Origin of the sequence: Sinorhizobium medicae, from assembly GCF_007827695.1 — a bacterium.
Classification (GTDB): Bacteria; Pseudomonadota; Alphaproteobacteria; order Rhizobiales; family Rhizobiaceae; genus Sinorhizobium; species Sinorhizobium medicae.
Genome location: NZ_VITA01000041.1, coordinates 1 through 15836, shown reverse-complemented (window position 1 = coordinate 15836; position 15836 = coordinate 1). Strand labels below are relative to the sequence as shown.

The following is a 15836-nucleotide window of genomic DNA, read 5'->3' as shown; positions in this document are numbered from 1 at the left end:
TCAACCAGTTCTCGATTTTGTCCTCGGATGGTTCGAAAACTGAGGCCGGCTGGGGCGCTCTCGAGGCGTTGGGCTGCCATCTCCGTCGCCATCATCTTCACCAGGTCACGGCGCTTGCAGTCGTCGCCCAGCGCCTCCTTCGCCTATCTGTCATCGAGGGGGCGATGAGCACCTGCAGCAGCTCGTGCTCTGAAATGCCGGTCTCCGGCAGCAGGTACGCCAATCGGGCCGATGCTTAAAGCAGAACCAATTCGGCTCCGACTGACCGACCGCGAAGCCGAAGCTCTGATGCAGCCCCGGTGCTCACAGTAGTGGACATAGGGGCCGGTCTCGAAATGGGGCTTGGCGCCGTGTTCATCACTCGGCCTGGTGAGACCGATCCGGTTGGGATGCGGTCGAGCAACGCCATGTCGGTAGTCGTTGTTCCGCCATCGATTTGCTCACGAAATTTCTTTTGCTAGAAATTTGGCGCGACACCGGACCGGTATGCAATCACGGAAGCGGGGATCCCGTGTTTTTCGTTTTGAGCTACGATGTTAGTTGCCCGTCTTGCGGCAGATGTACATTGCCGCAAGACGGGCCGAGGCGACACTGCTTCAAAGAGCACTGACGTTCTCGGCTTTCGACTTGCCGGTCTTGCGGTCTTGTCCCAGCTCGTAGCTGACCTTCTGGCCATCCTGAAGAGAACCGGCAAAACCGAGCGCCGAGATGTGAACGAATACGTCTGGGCCGCCACTGTCAGGGGTAATGAAGCCAAAGCCCTTGTCTTGGGCGAAGAATTTTACGGTGCCAGTTGCCATCTTGTCCTCGTCGGTTGCTGAGCATCCCTCGCAATACCGGTCAATGCCCGGGGCGGCAAGAGGTCTCAAGGCGAGCAAATCCTACGATGATTTTGCGCCAGGTATTTTGTTCGAATGCCTGTTCCCATTCGGATGGCAGGAGGCCGACGTGCTTCAATGGCTCCAAATGGTATCGGCGTGAAGTTTTCCTTTTGTTAGGGATATTTGGCCAGAACATCCGAGCAGCGGCATGATGCCGTTCGGAGGCGCTGATGGGCTACGATTGGACCGGCAAGCAAACGCGCCGGCGGAAGATACTGCGCGGATGCGCGATCATCGTGTTTGCAAGCACGGCTTCCGCTTTCCTGGCAGCTGCGTTTCTACACTGACTGCGTGGACGCCGGGCCCCGTAGGTGGCGGCGGCTGGCCTCCAGGCTCGACTTGTGGCCCTCGTTCTGATCCATTGCTCGGACGCAACGACGGAGAACTCATGAAACTTCTGCAGCGTGAACTTCGACGCGACGTTTTGTGTGGGGGTTCTAGAATCGGTTCTATGGCAAGGTCGTTTCTTTGATCACGGTGCGCCCTAGCTACCTCGCGAGACTTGCGCCCCATGCTAGCTCACTGATGAAAGGTGGTGCCGCCCATCAGATCGGAGCAATCTGTTACCGGACCAACGAAACGGGCGCCGTTGAAGTCTTGTTGATCACAACCCGCGATTCCGGGCGGTGGACGATTCCGAAAGGTTGGCCCATTAAGAACCTGAAGCCACATCAGGCGGCATAAAGAGAAGCGTGGGAGGAGGCTGGCGTAGCCGGAAAAGCGAAGAAGCGAGCTCTGGGCTATTTCACGTATCTAAAAACTCTCAGCGGCGGACAAACAACGCCATCGGTCGTTGAGGTGTTCAGCCTGAAGGGAGACGAACTGCACCTCGAGTTCCCGGAACGGGGAGCGAGGGAGGTGGCGTGGCTGTCTCCCGTCGAGGCCGCCAGGCGTGTGCAGGAGCCGGAACTGAAAGGATTGCTGATGCGCATGCTCAAAGAACCGCTTCGATAGATTTCCCGCCACTAGAAATCTGCTTCCGCAAAGCTCCTTGCTATCGTTTACCGGCAAGGCGTCACGCGCTCGAGGTCACGTGGCCCGGTGGTTCGGAATTTAGCGCCGCTCATCCGTTTCGTTCGAATACCATTTTACAAAGCGCCCGACTAAGTTACAGAGGGCCTCCCGGTCGGGAACGGGTGCGATCGTTGTGAAATGCTGCTGTCGGACGGGTCGGACGGCAATCTTAGGCCCGTCGCTGGTATGCGCCGCAAGCGCGCCAGCCGCCCGGTTTAGGCGACCGGGTCCTACGCTGGACGGCAAGCTTTCTTACTTGGATGAATCAGATCTCTCTGAGCGCTGGCAGTGCGGACCGCGTGCTCAGATCTGCAATCGCAGTCGCCGAATGGCGGTAGATACCAAGCTTGACCGTTGACAAAGCCGTTAAAGCGGGTGCCGCCGTCATGGCCTTGATCTGCTCGTCAGAGAGGCCGAGCGCGCCGCCTAAGCGCGCGATAGCGGATGCATGCGGTTCGCGAAAGCTTTGCACCTGCCGCGTGCTCAGCGCCGGGACATGTGCCGCCGGCTGGCACCGTCCGCATCAGACGCGTGACCAGATCCCGTGGTCGATCTTGCCTTGCAGCTCCGGGTAATCCGCAGCGTGGAAAACCGGTGCGAGACCCTGCTTCCGCTGCTTAAAATAGTCCTTCGTCAATTTCGCGATGGTGCCTGAGAGGAGCAGGATTGCGATGAGATTGATCGTCGCCATCAGGCCCATCGAGGCATCGGCTGCGTCGAAAACGGTAGCAATGCTCTCGTAGGCGCCCCAGACCACCATTACTAGCGTGGCGCAGCGCATGATCGTCAGACCCAGGCGATTGCCGGCACCAAGAAAAGTCAACGCGTTTTCAGCGTAGGAGTAGTTGCCGATTATTGAAGTGAACGCGAAGAAGAATATCGCGATTGCGATGAAATAGGTTCCGGCGGCGCCAATGTGGACATTCATTGCGGCTTGCGTGAGCTGCGTTCCGGTGATGTTGGAACCGGGGTCAAGCGTTCCCGAAAGCAGGATCATCACCGATGTCGCCGTGCAGATCAGAATCGTGTCGATGAAGACACCGAGAGACTGAACGAAGCCCTGCGAGGAAGGATGATGCGGCACAGGAGTGGCAACGGCCGCAATGTTTGGAGCCGAACCCATGCCGGCCTCGTTGGAGAAAAGACCGCGCTTGACGCCGTTTAGCATCGCCGCTGCAATTCCACCTGTGACGCCACCGCCTGCTTCCTGCAGGCCGAAGGCGCTCGAAACTATCGTCCAGAGAACGTGAGGCACCAGCGCCGCGTTGGCGATCAGCACATAAACCGCCATGAGCAGATACGCGACCGCCATGAAGGGCACGATGATTTCAGCAACACGGGCAATCTGTCGGATGCCCCCAAAGATAACGACGCCGGACAGCACCGCGAGCCCGAAACCGACTATTAGCTTCGGAACGCCGAAGGCTCCTTGGACTGCATCAGCGATGGAGTTTGCCTGAACGGCATTGAAAACGAGACCAAAGGAGATGATGAGGCAGACGGAGAAGATTGCCGCCGCCCAAGGGGCATTGAGCCCGTGAGCGATGTAGAAGGCCGGGCCGCCACGATATTGGCCATCTTCATTGCGCACCTTGTAGAGCTGCGCCAGCGCACTTTCCGCATAAGCCGTCGCCATGCCGACGAGTGCTACCATCCACATCCAGAAGGTCGCGCCCGGTCCGCCCAGGTAGAGCGCGACAGCGACGCCGGCCAGATTGCCTGTGCCGACCCGCGAGGCGAGGCTGACCATCAAGGCCTGAAAGGGGCTGATGCCGGAGGGGTCCTTGGATCCGCGGCTGCTTAGCACTCGGAACATTTCGCCGAAGTGGATGATCTGAGGAAGGCCGAGGCGAATTGTAAAAAAAAGGCCGACGGCTAGCAAACCATAGATGAGCACATAGCCCCAGAGGATGGTGTTCAGAAAGCCTATGATCGTATCCATGCGGTCCTCGCTCCTCGAATGCCGTCGATTATGGAAATTGCGCCCGGGTCAAATTCCCGTTTCGATTGATGCGACGCACCGTGCGGCATTACGGCGCGAACTTGGCGCAGGTCAAGGTCTGGCGTTTCAAGATCCAGCAGAACATGATCAGTGAGATATCCTGGGAACTTCGCATAAATACATCCTCCGGTATCACTAAGCTGCCTCCGCAGGCCGAAGGTCGATTGCGCTTCGGTGCGCTTCTCCGAGATCGGATGCCGCTTAGTGTCCACTTAATCGTGGCGGACACTATGCACACCAGCATAGTCCAAGCGGTCACCACGCTTACGCCAAACGAACGGTTTCGATCGACTCGACCGTATTTTCCAGGGCTGTCGTGTCAGCATCTGTCAGACTGGCAAGAGCGCGGCGCTGGTCTTCTGATGAAGATAGCGGCTACGCGGCCACGTCAAAACGTGCCCTTTGGCCCGAAGGAGACCGACATTGCCTTGAACGTGGCCCCGGCAAAATCCTTGCGGAATTGGTCGCCGACACAGAAAAATTCCTGCGCCTTAATTTTGGCAACGCCGATATCGCCGAAAACCACTAAGCTGCCATCGTCAAAAGAGCACAGAGCCTTGTCTGCGGCGGCGAATGATGGGGCAGCGAACAGAAAACAGGAGATCGCTACGGATCTGATGGAGACGCGCTCCATCGGTGACCGCGTCTTTCGTTCAGCGCCTTCGTCTTGAGCCTGAGCTTCTTCCCCTCGGATCCCCTTCGTGTGGCGTCAGACTTGCCGACCGCCGCGCGAATGGTTCGAGGCCAAGACCCAGTTCGCCGCTGTCTTCGGCGAGAGATTCGTCAGTCAATGACGAGAGCGGCCTCACGCACAGAATTCCTGACGGTTCCCGGCAGAACCCTGTCGATAAGTCTTGCCTTTCTCGTACACTGCCTTCCTTCCGACCGAAATATCTGCAGGTTGCATCCTCGATCTCAATTTGTAACAGCTTGTGGAGAAGATCATTGACGGAATCGCGCTCAAACGAACTAAGGCTTGAGCTCACCAGCCGCATCGTGTCCGCTTATTTGAGCCGCAATGTCATTGCTCCCAGCGAACTCCCCCATCTTATTCAGCAAACCTACGGCTCGCTGGGCAAGACTTCTGAACCCGCGAAAACTGCGGCCACAGTCGAGGAGCAACGCCCCGCCGTGCCGATCAAGAAGTCTGTCACAGATGACTTCATCGTCTGCCTTGAGGACGGCAAGAGTTTCAAATCTCTGAAGCGACACTTGATGGCAAAATACGCACTCACGCCGGAGCAGTATCGAGAAAAGTGGAAGCTCCCGGCCGACTACCCGATGGTAGCTCCGAACTATGCCAGGAAGCGATCCGAGCTCGCACGCGCGACCGGCCTGGGAAAGAAATCGGCGGCAAAGCTCTCCCAAGCGTCGGCCTGGAGTTCGGCTGATTTCGGCTGACACTGCTGTGACCCCAGATAACTCCTCCATCTGATGCTAGAGTTCGGCCCACTTTGAAGGACCGGACGATGAAGCGATCGAAGTTTACGGAAGAGCAAATCATTTCGATCCTGCGTGAGCAGGAGGCAGGGGGCAAAGACGGCGGAGCTTTGTCGCAAGCATGGCATGTCGGAAGCGACCTTCTATGCCTGGAACACATCTCCGGTGACACGGCGGTGGAGGATATCCTGCGCATGTACCCGCCGGGCGCCGGCTGGGACGGCATCATGCGCTATCCAAAGACCGACGTGACCATCGCGGGCATGCATATTCCCGCGGAGAGCAAGGTGCTTGTTGGACTGCCGGCGACTCGTTCGATCCGCGCCATTTCGACGACCCGGAAATCTTCGACTCGGACGCGAGGAAAAGCCGCACCTGGCGTTCTCCCACGGCCCGTACTACTGCATCGGCGTGGAGCCGGCCGGGCTGGAACTCAAGGTGGCGTTCGGTTCGATTTTCCAGCGCTTTCCCGCGCTGCCTGGCCGTGGCGCGAAAAGAACTGAAGTTGCGCACGCCCAGCACGGCCTCGGCTTGTTGCTTACTTGCGCTTGACGGGCTTGCCAAGAGCAACCGCCTCGACGCGGTGGTGATCGCCCGCTACATCGCCGACTTTCCGACGCTGGAGATGCTCATCGATCCGCTGCGCGAAAAGCCCATACGACAGCATAGGAAGATCTGTTCTTCCGGCGGCACACCGACAGCCGTGGCATAGCTGTAGGAGGTCTCCTCCACTATTTGGAAGCCAGCCTCAGCGATGATCGCCCGCAGATCCTCCCGCAGATAGCCGGAGACTCGGATGTTGTTTCCGAGGAAGGGGATTGAGAAATCGTCGACATCGGCCTCCACCATGGATAGGGCGAACAGGCCACCAGGGACCAGCAGATTGCGAATCGTCAGCAGTGCGAGGGGAATCTCCGCACGGGGCAGCATTAGCAGCGAGAAGAAGGCCGCGACAGCGTCGAACTGGCCGAGTTCCCGCGGTCCACCTGGTCGCAAGTCGGCAATGTCCATCTGGTGGAATGTCGCGCCGGGGACACACTCCCGGGCGAGTTTCACCATTCCGACTGACAGATCGATCCCCACGACCTCGAAACCGGAGACCACGAGCTGGCGCGCAGTTGGCACGCCGGTACCGCAGCCCAGATCCAGAACCCGAGCCCCGGTCGGCAAGGACCTGATCAGCCAATCGCCCGCTGAGACTTGACCCTGTTTGTTTGGAAAGGCTTCATCATAGTGAGCGCCAATGGCATCGAAGGCTTCTGCCTGGCCGTCGCGATTAATTCGGATGCTGTCGTAGCCGCCCGCTCTGTGTCGATTGTCCACTTGAATTAACCTTCCTTAGAACGATCTGGATCGTATTGCCGGCACGGAGATCAAGTTCAGAGCAATTTCCCTGCGAGACAGGCGAAGGCGGATGCTCAGTCATGAAGTCCCCGGCTTCCAGGGCGGCTCGCGGCGCTGATCGCCTGACGGAACACGGGGTCGATAACATCGCTGGCTGCGAGGACCCTGCCGAGGTTGTCATCGTCGGCCAGGTATCGGCGTTGATGTAGCCGGATCGGCCCACCTGTACGTGACTGCGAAACCTCGCGGTTGCTGGATCGTGACAAGACGAAGCCGCGTGTGGGCAGCTCCTTCACTTAGCTTGTATGCAAGTTTCGGATCCGAACGGCGGTCACTGATTCCGGCGGCTCGCGCTCTCCTGAGAACTTCGTCGATCACTCGGTTCCAGATGACTCTAACCTTAGCTTTGAGCCAAGAGGCTGTCCCGCAGGATCGACTCTGCTCGGAAGCGATGTCGATGGATGAAAGACCGTGACCTTGGAGGCAAGATTCGACAGATGGAGCGCCTCCTGCACTGCTGTGCTGGCGCCACCGACAACGACCTTGCTTCGGGTAGAAAAAGCGATCACAGGTGGCGCAAGAAGGCACGCCAAATCCTTTGCATGTCATTTCCGAGGGAAGGTCAAGCCAGCGAGCCTGGGCTCCCATTGCGATGAGGGTTGCCTCGGCGATGTCCGTGCGCATCTGCTCCATCAGTAAAGGTCTTTCGATTGATTCAGCGAGACCTGGAAGTTCTCCACATCTGTCGTGATGATGATCTGGCCGCCGGCCCGGCTCACGAAGGAGAGCTGTTTGGGGTTGACGCCGGCAACCCAGATGGCGGCTGTATCATCCGGCCGATCCCGCCCCGATCATCATAACTACATGCCGTCCTTTCCCCTGGAATCTCGATGTCTCCTCGGTGTTTGAACCATTTCTGTTTTAGGTGATGTGAATGGCCGTCGGCAGCTTGCGCTTCTCGCTAGTAAGGCACTCAAGAGTCGTGCCAGGTCGTTGGAGTGAGCCAAACACGAGTTAAACCGGCGCAGGAGCAGGCCGCCGCAAAGCGGACGGTGATACGCGAGCCGAGAAGCTGGCGCCGAACAACGGGCCCCGCTTGTGATTTGCCGGATGACGGCATGAGCACAATCGTACCGGCTCCTTGGTAGTCAGGCGCCCTCGACAAAGGGCACAGGTTTGCTGGAGTCCATGCCGCGAACCGAGCCCCATCAGCAGCGTCGCCGCATCGCACGGCTGCTGTCTTCCTAGTTGCTGCATCGACCAGTTCGCGCCGTGCGAGTGCCGTGCCCGCGGCCCTGGCGGTGGCTGCAGCGACGCCAGTCTATCGGCGCATATCACGGATTGTGCCAACCGAGTGATCCAAAAGCCGACTGATCTCGTACGGCGTAAGCCTTTCGCCTCGTTCACCGCTCTGATCAGCTCGGCAATGAATGCGGTCGTATGGCTCATCGGCCCTTATGCCCAGCCGACGCGCTTGCCCTTTGCAAGCTTCAGGAAAAGACCAAACCAGAAGCGGTACTCCTCGCCGTCGCTGTTTCCATCGTATGCACCAAGCGCGCAGTATGCGACCGATGCCGTGGGGTCCTTCCCGTGCTCCGCGACGGCTGCCTCGATGGCGTCTTCTTCCGTTAGATCCTGCCAATTGGTCATTTTCTCACGCTCCATGCCCTAGGTGACTCGCACATCCACTTTCCGATGTCGGATTTTCTCCATGAGACGCATGCCTCGCTGAGCTGGTTCGGCGGGAACTTGCCGGCTTTCATGCGTCTCTAGATCACCAAGCTTCCCAGCGAGGTCATCGAGACGTGACCTCCTAGGCTTGAGCAGTGTGTCTCTGCCGCAGAAATTCTAGAGCACGGCTCGGCCATCGGCCACTTTAGTTTGCTTTCCAGTTCGCATTGTCTGGGATCGACCGCTGTGGCACGACAACCTGGATGATGAACGGACTGTTTAGGTTGTCTTTGGCGCCATTTATAGCTGCCACCAGTTCGCCATAGGTGTGCACCTTCCATCCTTGGCAGCCAAAGACTTCTGCCAACTTGCTGTAATTCCATCGGTGCAGGATGCATGAATTATAGAACGGTTTGCTACCATGGAAAACCGGTGCATCGGCAAGCCATTGCTCCACGCCATAGACACCGTTGTCTGTCACGAAGATGATCGGATTGAGATTGAAACGGGTTTGTGTCGACAGGCATTGAACGGTCATCCGAAACCCGCCATCACCCGATAAGACCATCAGTCTCTGGCCATCTTGCTTCGCCAGAGATAACCCTGTCGCGGCCGGCCCAATATAGCCGATCGCCGAATAGGATGATTGAACGATGAAACCGCGGCGAGCACCCACTTTGAGAAGCATGCTCCCGAAATAATTTAAGCTCGCGTCGGCGCCGACGATGGTATCTTCGTCGACCTGGCTCTGGATGAAATCGTAGAAGACCTGATACGTAAGTTCGTCTGCCGGATTCATGACGGGCGCTTGCTGGACGGTATTCGCTGGAAGAATTCGGTCTTTGCACGTTACCCTTTTATCAATCAAGCCGTCCACGCGGTCCGCGAGCGAAACCTGTGCGATGAAACTTGTGCCATATTTCAGTGTATTCCAGGAAGCGAAGGCTGTTTTATCGAGATCGATGGGCCAGCCCAAATCATTGATGTCCGTCAACCAGACGCCTAGGGCCAATACGAAATCGGAGCTTTCGACCAAAGACTGGACGTAGGGGGATGACGATTTGCCATCAAACACCCCGGCAAATTGTGCATCGTCGTCCGGCAGGATGGCCTTGCTCAAAAGCTCGGTCACATAGGGAATTTTCAGGTCGGTCTGCGCGAAGGCAGGCGCCGGTGTGACTGCAGGCGCATAAGTGCCGATAGCCAGACCTCTATATGCCGGGTCCTCAACTGTCACTGGCTTACTGCGAAATGCAACTGTCATTGGCTGACTCCAAAATCGGTTGAGACTTGCCGAACCTGTGCCTCTCATCGAGAGGCACCGGCGTCTATGGCAGCAGCCCGCGACGGCCGCTAGGCGACGGCTCGGGCCTTCTGCTATCGTCAAAAGTTGGATCTTTTCGACCTACGTCGACCACTCAGAGCATTAGGTAAGCACTGATCGAATAATATGGGCAAACTACAACCCTTCGTGGCTCTTGCACAACCATGAGTTTTTTGGGGATTCGCGCCGGCACTCGCACGGCCGGTTCGATTTCAACCACGGTTCCTGGGCGGATATCTTTGAAAAGACTTCGAGTTTGAGCGCGTCGGAGCTTTGGGCGGCGTTGTAGAGCTTCGCAAATTTATTGCTGCCCTCGCGTGGGCATTCACGCACAGGCCTGAGCTTTGCCAACCTTCTGAGGTTCTGCGCGGTGGCTGCGAGCAAGACGGAGATTCTCGCTACTGGGTCATGGTGCAGGCGGCGGTCCTGGCGAGTGCTTCATGCGACGGCTCGGCATCGGGGCCAAGAATGGGCAAATGGGTCTGATCAATGAGAGACGCCTACGCCGTTATGGCGGCGTGTCGTCGTGACAGTCGGCACCCTGTGTCGATGCGCGCGCGAACAATCTGCGGCCGTCGGCAAATGCAGCACGGCTTGGACGCTCGTCGGAGCCTTGCAGCGAAAAGGTCGAAAGGTGTCTGTCGTCTCGACCATGTTCACGCAGCCGCCGTTGATCTCTGACAACTTTCGACGGCAGGCGGATCACTTCATCGATCTGATCACTTCGCGCAGTGAGCTTGACGCCACCCGACAGAACATATGCCGCGTACGGCCGCTATCCGATGAAGCCGCGGTCGATGCCGGAGTTTAGGCGCCGGAAGCATAATGAGAATAGTTTGCTAGCGCCTTCCTGTCCTGAGTTCCGCCGCGCTCGTTCGAGGATGCTTTGGCCAAGCTGGTCAACAACGCATGAGATGTTCACCGACTCTCGAGTATTCGCGAATCGCAATCGCTATTTTCGTCTGCAAAGCTTATCGCGATGCCAATTTACCCTGGCGCCGCGCGGAGTTTCGGGTTTGCGCCCCAGACCTGATCGCCAACCTCAAGGTGATTGCTGGGGAGCCGGCACGTCAGCTCGTCGTGACCTGAAGCCTCTCGAGGCTCTATGCGTTCTTAGACTTGGCCAAAACCACCGCTTCGGGCCGACTGGACCGTGTAAGTCGCGTCGCCTCGGGGTCTTCTGTTCCGTGGCTGCTCAGAACTCAGTAGATCGTCAGGGGTACTATCTGTGATCCACATAGTATTGATGGTACTATTTATGGTTGGCATCCAAGTGGCGCTCTGGTAGTGTATTTAAATGCAAGGCTCGCCCGTGAGTTGACGTTAAGGGCTCGCTCTTGTCGGCTAAGGAGATTGGCAAATGACTTCGGCTGCTTTGGAATTCGTGTCCGTAACAAAACTTCCTTAGCGACAATGATCTTGGGGAGCTGCTGGATAGACCGCGGGTCTCCCTCAAGCTGCCGGGCCAATCCGCTCTTTGGCAGAATGAACAAACTGCCCAAGCACGCGGGAAACCTGACTTCTTCACCCAGGATCCTTTCTTCCGGCAGAACAAAAAGTGGCGTCCAGAACTCACCGTTTGTGCGCAACTGCGTCGGACCGCGCACATGATCGCTATAACTCGCTATGGACTGGTACAAGAACATTAATGCCCTGGGTCAGATCGGCTGGAACCAAACGGCTTTGCTTTCGATACCTAAACCTCTGGAGGTTCAACTCCACGAGGCGGTCTTAGGTATGCTCGCCGCGATTGCAACCGGAGACGAGATCGCCATGGTAGAGGCGCGCCTTTGAGATACTCGAAGAAGCACGAGTCGCCGCTCCTGCGAGCCCCTTCGGGCAAAGGAACGCCTGACCAACACTGTTAGAACAGGAGGAGCGTGACATGACCCACGCATATCAAGCTTTTGCGCCCGCCGAGGGAAATACGGTGGAACTGGAGTCAACCTCTGCCGATGCGGACTTTCGGGTCGAGAGGAAGGAGGCCCGGAGCTGGCGAATCAGCCTGCTCTCCGAACGCGCGAGCCACTGGTTTGAAGCAAATTTCGCTCGAGGCGGCCAAGACGCTCGGGTTTTCGAGACAGATCTTGTCGGGGCGAATGCCTTCATCCGCAAGGCGCGTTTGGATGGATTCAGAACCGAGTACATCGGACCGCTCGCTCGGTCCCATTTTTAGTCAGTCACAGTTCTTGCGCCGCCCGGTTGTCTCGCCGACTTCTGACATTGGCCAGAGACGGGTGTGGCGGAGGAACATATGAATCGAGTGAAGGTTAAAAGCGCTTTGGTAACCGGGCAGCTCTGGGGTTCGGCGACGCCTCAGCAAGAATGCTGGCGTCTGAGGGCGCAAAACTTGTCCAGACAGACATAAAGACGAAGGTGAGCGTCCGTTTTTGCCCGAGGCGCGGGCGTACCAAGCGCCTTGTCCGGCACACATAAGGGGCGGCAATCGTCGGCAATCGGTCGGTGAACGTTTGCCGCTCACAGTTCTGATGTGCGCACCCGGCTCAGCCGAAGCTTCACCGTCACGGCCGTGCCCTGTTCGGCAGATCTTGAAGGCTTCCGTTGGACCAACCATGCCGATTTCGGGTCCGCCGTCCGCAATCAGGGCAAATGCCGAGCACCTTAGATGGCTTTGACTAGCCAGTCGGCGAACAGCCGCGCCTTTGCCGTTGCGCGCGAATGGATCCTCAGATGAAAACCGACGGGTGAGGGGATGCTTTCTTGCACGAGTTTCACCAGACGCCCTTCTTCGATAAGGCTCCCGACGAGCCCGTCCCACCCAAGTACCGCCCCGACATCGTCTTGAGCCGCCTGAAGTGCGATCATGTAATTGTTGACGTAAAAACTGCGGCCCTTCGGGGCGGGACATCCGAGTACGGCAAACCAATCGTCCCAGGCCGTCCAACCGGTCTCGTTGCTGCTGGAATGGATCAAGGGTGCTTTGAGCAGATCCTCGAGCCGGGCAATGCGGTGCTCGGCGGCAAATCGTGTCGTTCCCAGCGCCACAATGTGGTCCTGAAAGAGTTTCCGGTATTCTACGCCGTTCTCCTGCGGGTTGCTGTAATGGATAGTCAGATCGCAACGGCTGGTCATTCCAGGCACATCGCTGACGACCTGTGAGACGGTGATGGAGGGATGGATCTTCCAAAAGGCCGAAATCTTGGGTGTCAGCCATAGTGAACTGAACGCCGTGGTCGCGCCGATGGTCACGTCGACGGTTTCCGGCCGCTCGCGGATCTGGGTAAGAGTTTCCGAGATCGTCTCGAAGCCGCGTTGAATGACCACGAAGAGGAGCGCTCCCTTCTCGGTCAGTTCGACACCGCGGTGGTGGCGCAGGAACAGGCTGCATTTGAGGTCCATCTCCAGTGCCTTGATCTGGTGGCTGATGGCCGCTGGCGTGACATTCATCTCTTGAGCGGCTTTCTTGAAGCTCGCATTTCGCGCCGCCGCCTCGAAGCAGACGAGGGCGGTCATCGAAGAGAATTCATAGGGGCGTGGCATAAGGGTCCCGTTATATGTTCTCCCGCAGGAGTGTGCAGACTTTGAGATTATTTCAGATAATCCAAGGTGAAATTTAATGCTATTGCCAGGCGGTCCGGTTTGCAAGAATGATTGATCTGAATTGAACCATCTCGCGGGAATTTGCCAATGACAGCTAACCCGACCTCGATTCGTCAGCTGCTCGATCGCCGTCTATCGGGCTTCAGCCTGGAGCAGCCCTTCTACGTCTCGCCCGAGGTCTACGCGCTCGACCTGGAGCACATTTTCTACATGGAATGGCTCTATGCCGTTCCGGCCTGCCAGCTCGCCAAGACGGGTAGCTATGTCACGCTGCGCGTAGGCGCTTATGAGGTCGTCATCGTCCGTGGCCGTGACGGTGAAGTCCGTGCCTTTCACAATTCCTGTCGCCACCGCGGATCGTTGATCTGCAAGGCGCGCCAGGGGCAGGTGGCGAAGCTTGTCTGTCCCTACCACCAATGGACCTATGAGCTTGACGGTAAACTGATCTGGGCGAACGACATGGGTCCCGATTTCCATGCTTCGAAATACGGCCTGAAACCCGTCAACCTGCGCAGTCTCGACGGCCTCATCTATATCTGTCTTTCCGATACGCCGCCGGATTTCCAAACATTCGCACAGCTGGCGCGCCCCTATCTGGAGGTTCACGACCTCAAGGATGCCAAGGTCGCGTTCACCTCTACGATCATCGAGAAAGGCAACTGGAAGCTGGTCTGGGAGAACAACCGCGAGTGCTATCATTGCAGCAGCAACCATCCGGCTCTCTGCCGCTCCTTCCCACTCGACCCGGAAGTTGCCGGTGTTCAGGCCGATGGCGGAGTATCTGAGAAGCTGCAGGCGCATTTCGACCTTTGCGAAGCCGCCGGCACACCGGCGCAATTCGTCCTTGCTGGCGACGGTCAGTATCGCCTCGCACGTATGCCGCTGCAGGAAAAGGCGTTGAGCTATACGATGGACGGCAAGGCCGCGGTTTCCCGGCATCTGGGCCGGGTTGCCCCGCCGGATGCCGGCACGCTCCTGATGTTCCACTATCCGTCGACGTGGAACCACTTCCTGCCGGATCACTCACTCACCTTCAGGGTTATGCCGATCAGCCCGACCGAAACCGAGGTCACGACGACCTGGCTCGTACACAAGGATGCGGTCGAAGGAGCCGACTACGACCTCAAGCGCCTGACGGAGGTCTGGATCGCCACCAATGACGAAGATCGCGAGATCGTCGAAACGAACCAGCAAGGGATCCTCTCTCCGGCTTACGTGCCCGGTCCCTATTCACCGGGTCAGGAAAGCGGCGTCATGCAGTTCGTCGACTGGTATGCGGCCTGGCTGGAGCGCGCCCTTGCGCCGCGTCAAGTGGCTGCGGAGTGAGCAGATGACCCAGTTCAAGCAGCTCAGTTTCTGGAGTGATGCCGAGCCGCTTGAATGCGTCACGCGCACGCCGGAAGCTCCCAATGTGGTGACCTTCAGCTTTCAAAGTCCTTCCGGGGCGCTGTTCAACCATGATCCGGGGCAGTTCGTCACCCTGGAACTGCCCGCGCCGGGCGGACCGCTCTATCGCACCTATACCATCTCTTCTGCACCCTCGCGGCCAACCGCACTGACGATCACGGTCAAAGCGCAGGACGGGTCCACCGGCACACGCTGGATGCTGGACAATCTGCATAAGGGCATGCGCATCAGGGCTAGCGGGCCTGCGGGAAAATTCTCGATCGTGCATCACCCGGCTGATAAATACCTGTTCATCTCGGCCGGCTCGGGCATCACCCCGATGGTGGCGATGACCACCTGGCTCTACGATTCCGGACGCGAGCCGGACATTGTCTTCATCAATTGCGCGCGCCGTCCCTCCGAGATCATTCTGCGCGACAGGATCGAACTCATGGCGTCGCGCATCGTCGGCATCGACCTCAAATGGGTCGTCGAAGAGCCAGACCCGTTCCGGCCCTGGACCGGCTACCGGGGCATCTTCAATCAGATCATGCTCGGCCTGATTGCGCAGGATTATCTCGAACGGGAGGTGTTCTGCTGCGGCGCAGAACCCTTCATGCGGGCGGTCCGTGAGGCGCTTGCTGGCCTCGGCTTTGACATGGATCGCTACCATCAGGAGAGCTTCACTGCAGAGCCCGCGCATGCCGAGGACGTCCCTGAGGATGTAGTGCCGGATGAGCAGAACCAAGCTGAGATCGCCTTCGCCCTCTCCGGCATAACGGCCAAATGCAAAGAAACGGATTCCATTCTGGCTGCTGCCAAGGCGGTGGGATTGGTGATCCCCTCTGGCTGTGCAATGGGAATCTGCGGCACCTGCAAGGTGCGCAAGACAGAAGGCCAGGTCCACATGGTGCACAATGGCGGCATCACAGATGAGGATGTCGAGGACGGCTATATCCTCGCCTGCTGCTCAAAGCCGTTGGGACGCGTAAGCGTCGAGGCATAGCTCCTGAATCGGGGCCATGAGTTGCGCCACACTCGACACAACACCTTATAAGATTGTCGGGAAGTGGTGAGGTGAGGCTCCCACAGCGAAGAGCCGCTTGACAGGATAGTATTATGGCATACCATAAGACATCATCTTGAAGAGGGCTGCCAGTGGCGGCTCAAATACGCAGGGAAGTGCGGGAGGTCTCAGGTCGACAGAACGGCC

General features: G+C 58.0%; 13 protein-coding genes and 8 pseudogenes. 10 read left to right on the top strand and 11 right to left on the bottom strand.

The window, feature by feature from the left end; translation table 11 throughout:
- Positions 1-239 (top strand): annotated as a pseudogene (locus FB009_RS33035) (hypothetical protein); the annotation flags it as partial.
- Here the strand turns inward: FB009_RS33035 and FB009_RS33555 are convergent.
- Both FB009_RS33555 and FB009_RS31615 read right to left on the bottom strand, forming a co-directional pair.
- Positions 151-380 (bottom strand): annotated as a pseudogene (locus FB009_RS33555) (hypothetical protein). The pseudogenes FB009_RS33035 and FB009_RS33555 sit on opposite strands and share 89 nt — an antisense overlap.
- Positions 381-596: 216 nt before the next feature.
- Positions 597-800, bottom strand: coding sequence for a cold-shock protein (locus FB009_RS31615; protein ID WP_011970815.1), 204 nt, complete (start codon positions 798-800; stop codon positions 597-599).
- Between the two features lie 469 nt (positions 801-1269).
- Here FB009_RS31615 and FB009_RS31605 point away from each other — a divergent pair.
- Positions 1270-1835 (top strand): annotated as a pseudogene (locus tag FB009_RS31605) (NUDIX hydrolase).
- Between the two features lie 583 nt (positions 1836-2418).
- Here the strand turns inward: FB009_RS31605 and FB009_RS31595 are convergent.
- Together FB009_RS31595 and FB009_RS31585 are read right to left on the bottom strand one after the other, a co-directional pair.
- Positions 2419-3837 (bottom strand): alanine/glycine:cation symporter family protein, encoded by a 1419-nt coding sequence (locus FB009_RS31595; RefSeq protein WP_145162690.1) that lies wholly within the window; start codon positions 3835-3837, stop codon positions 2419-2421.
- A gap of 448 nt (positions 3838-4285) precedes the next feature.
- Positions 4286-4531, bottom strand: a complete 246-nt coding sequence (locus FB009_RS31585; RefSeq protein ID WP_127578835.1) for a hypothetical protein — start codon at positions 4529-4531, stop codon at positions 4286-4288.
- A gap of 311 nt (positions 4532-4842) precedes the next feature.
- Here FB009_RS31585 and FB009_RS31580 point away from each other — a divergent pair, with 311 nt between their 5' ends.
- From FB009_RS31580 to FB009_RS31570, 3 genes and pseudogenes are all read left to right on the top strand, one after another.
- Positions 4843-5298 (top strand): MucR family transcriptional regulator, encoded by a 456-nt coding sequence (locus FB009_RS31580; RefSeq protein WP_011970813.1) that lies wholly within the window; start codon positions 4843-4845, stop codon positions 5296-5298.
- Positions 5299-5366: 68 nt separating this feature from the next.
- Positions 5367-5490, top strand: a pseudogene (locus FB009_RS31575) (transposase); the annotation flags it as partial.
- Positions 5491-5504: 14 nt separating this feature from the next.
- Positions 5505-5848: pseudogene (locus FB009_RS31570) on the top strand (cytochrome P450); the annotation flags it as partial.
- An 86-nt stretch (positions 5849-5934) separates the two neighbouring features.
- On the opposite strand, the gene FB009_RS31565 reads toward FB009_RS31570, so the two are convergent.
- Positions 5935-6660 carry a class I SAM-dependent DNA methyltransferase gene (locus FB009_RS31565; protein ID WP_011970812.1) on the bottom strand — a complete coding sequence of 242 codons (726 nt, stop codon included), beginning with the start codon at positions 6658-6660 and terminating at the stop codon, positions 5935-5937.
- 101 nt (positions 6661-6761) lie between these two features.
- On the opposite strand from FB009_RS31565, the gene FB009_RS33735 reads away from it, so the two are divergent.
- The gene (locus FB009_RS33735; protein WP_018210677.1) at positions 6762-6890 is read left to right on the top strand and encodes a hypothetical protein; all 129 of its coding nucleotides are present in this window, start codon (positions 6762-6764) and stop codon (positions 6888-6890) included.
- A gap of 165 nt (positions 6891-7055) precedes the next feature.
- On the opposite strand, the gene FB009_RS33550 is transcribed toward FB009_RS33735, so the two are convergent.
- The 4 genes and pseudogenes from FB009_RS33550 to FB009_RS31545 form a co-directional block, all read right to left on the bottom strand.
- Positions 7056-7196, bottom strand: coding sequence for a hypothetical protein (locus FB009_RS33550; RefSeq protein WP_231234291.1), 141 nt, complete (start codon positions 7194-7196; stop codon positions 7056-7058).
- Between the two features lie 734 nt (positions 7197-7930).
- A pseudogene (locus FB009_RS34040) lies at positions 7931-8130 on the bottom strand (hypothetical protein); the annotation flags it as partial.
- A gap of 6 nt (positions 8131-8136) precedes the next feature.
- Entirely contained in the window at positions 8137-8331 is a 195-nt protein-coding gene (locus tag FB009_RS31555) for a hypothetical protein (RefSeq protein ID WP_024325697.1), read from the bottom strand.
- A gap of 226 nt (positions 8332-8557) precedes the next feature.
- Entirely contained in the window at positions 8558-9616 is a 1059-nt protein-coding gene (locus FB009_RS31545; protein WP_234838124.1) for a thiamine pyrophosphate-dependent enzyme, read from the bottom strand.
- 658 nt (positions 9617-10274) lie between these two features.
- Here FB009_RS31545 and FB009_RS33545 point away from each other — a divergent pair.
- Together FB009_RS33545 and FB009_RS31535 are read left to right on the top strand one after the other, a co-directional pair.
- Positions 10275-10487: pseudogene (locus FB009_RS33545) on the top strand (NYN domain-containing protein); the annotation flags it as partial.
- A 1074-nt stretch (positions 10488-11561) separates the two neighbouring features.
- Positions 11562-11852 (top strand): hypothetical protein, encoded by a 291-nt coding sequence (locus FB009_RS31535; RefSeq protein WP_011970766.1) that lies wholly within the window; start codon positions 11562-11564, stop codon positions 11850-11852.
- Positions 11853-12087: 235 nt separating this feature from the next.
- Here the strand turns inward: FB009_RS31535 and FB009_RS33540 are convergent.
- A pseudogene (locus FB009_RS33540) lies at positions 12088-12294 on the bottom strand (transposase family protein); the annotation flags it as partial.
- Positions 12295-12298: 4 nt separating this feature from the next.
- Positions 12299-13177, bottom strand: a complete 879-nt coding sequence (locus FB009_RS31525) for a LysR substrate-binding domain-containing protein (RefSeq protein ID WP_011970765.1) — start codon at positions 13175-13177, stop codon at positions 12299-12301.
- A gap of 147 nt (positions 13178-13324) precedes the next feature.
- Here FB009_RS31525 and FB009_RS31520 point away from each other — a divergent pair, with 147 nt between their 5' ends.
- Together FB009_RS31520 and stc4 are read left to right on the top strand one after the other, a co-directional pair.
- The gene (locus FB009_RS31520; protein WP_024312674.1) at positions 13325-14563 is read left to right on the top strand and encodes an aromatic ring-hydroxylating oxygenase subunit alpha; all 1239 of its coding nucleotides are present in this window, start codon (positions 13325-13327) and stop codon (positions 14561-14563) included.
- A 4-nt stretch (positions 14564-14567) separates the two neighbouring features.
- Positions 14568-15629: a stachydrine N-demethylase reductase subunit Stc4 gene (stc4, locus tag FB009_RS31515; protein WP_026183697.1), complete on the top strand. Its 1062-nt coding sequence runs from the start codon at positions 14568-14570 to the stop codon at positions 15627-15629.
- The last annotated feature ends 207 nt before the right edge of the window (positions 15630-15836 follow it).

Excerpts from the sequence above, each read along its gene's own strand:
- FB009_RS31615 (WP_011970815.1), bottom strand. The coding sequence starts at position 800 with ATGGCAACTGGCACCGTAAAATTCTTCGCCCAAGACAAGGGCTTTGGC.
- FB009_RS31595 (WP_145162690.1), bottom strand. The coding sequence starts at position 3,837 with ATGGATACGATCATAGGCTTTCTGAACACCATCCTCTGGGGCTATGTG.
- FB009_RS31585 (WP_127578835.1), bottom strand. The coding sequence starts at position 4,531 with ATGGAGCGCGTCTCCATCAGATCCGTAGCGATCTCCTGTTTTCTGTTC.
- FB009_RS33735 (WP_018210677.1), top strand. The coding sequence starts at position 6,762 with ATGAAGTCCCCGGCTTCCAGGGCGGCTCGCGGCGCTGATCGCCTGACG.
- FB009_RS31555 (WP_024325697.1), bottom strand. The coding sequence starts at position 8,331 with ATGACCAATTGGCAGGATCTAACGGAAGAAGACGCCATCGAGGCAGCC.
- FB009_RS31545 (WP_234838124.1), bottom strand. The coding sequence starts at position 9,616 with ATGACAGTTGCATTTCGCAGTAAGCCAGTGACAGTTGAGGACCCGGCA.
- FB009_RS31535 (WP_011970766.1), top strand. The coding sequence starts at position 11,562 with ATGACCCACGCATATCAAGCTTTTGCGCCCGCCGAGGGAAATACGGTG.
- FB009_RS31525 (WP_011970765.1), bottom strand. The coding sequence starts at position 13,177 with ATGCCACGCCCCTATGAATTCTCTTCGATGACCGCCCTCGTCTGCTTC.
- FB009_RS31520 (WP_024312674.1), top strand. The coding sequence starts at position 13,325 with ATGACAGCTAACCCGACCTCGATTCGTCAGCTGCTCGATCGCCGTCTA.
- stc4 (WP_026183697.1), top strand. The coding sequence starts at position 14,568 with ATGACCCAGTTCAAGCAGCTCAGTTTCTGGAGTGATGCCGAGCCGCTT.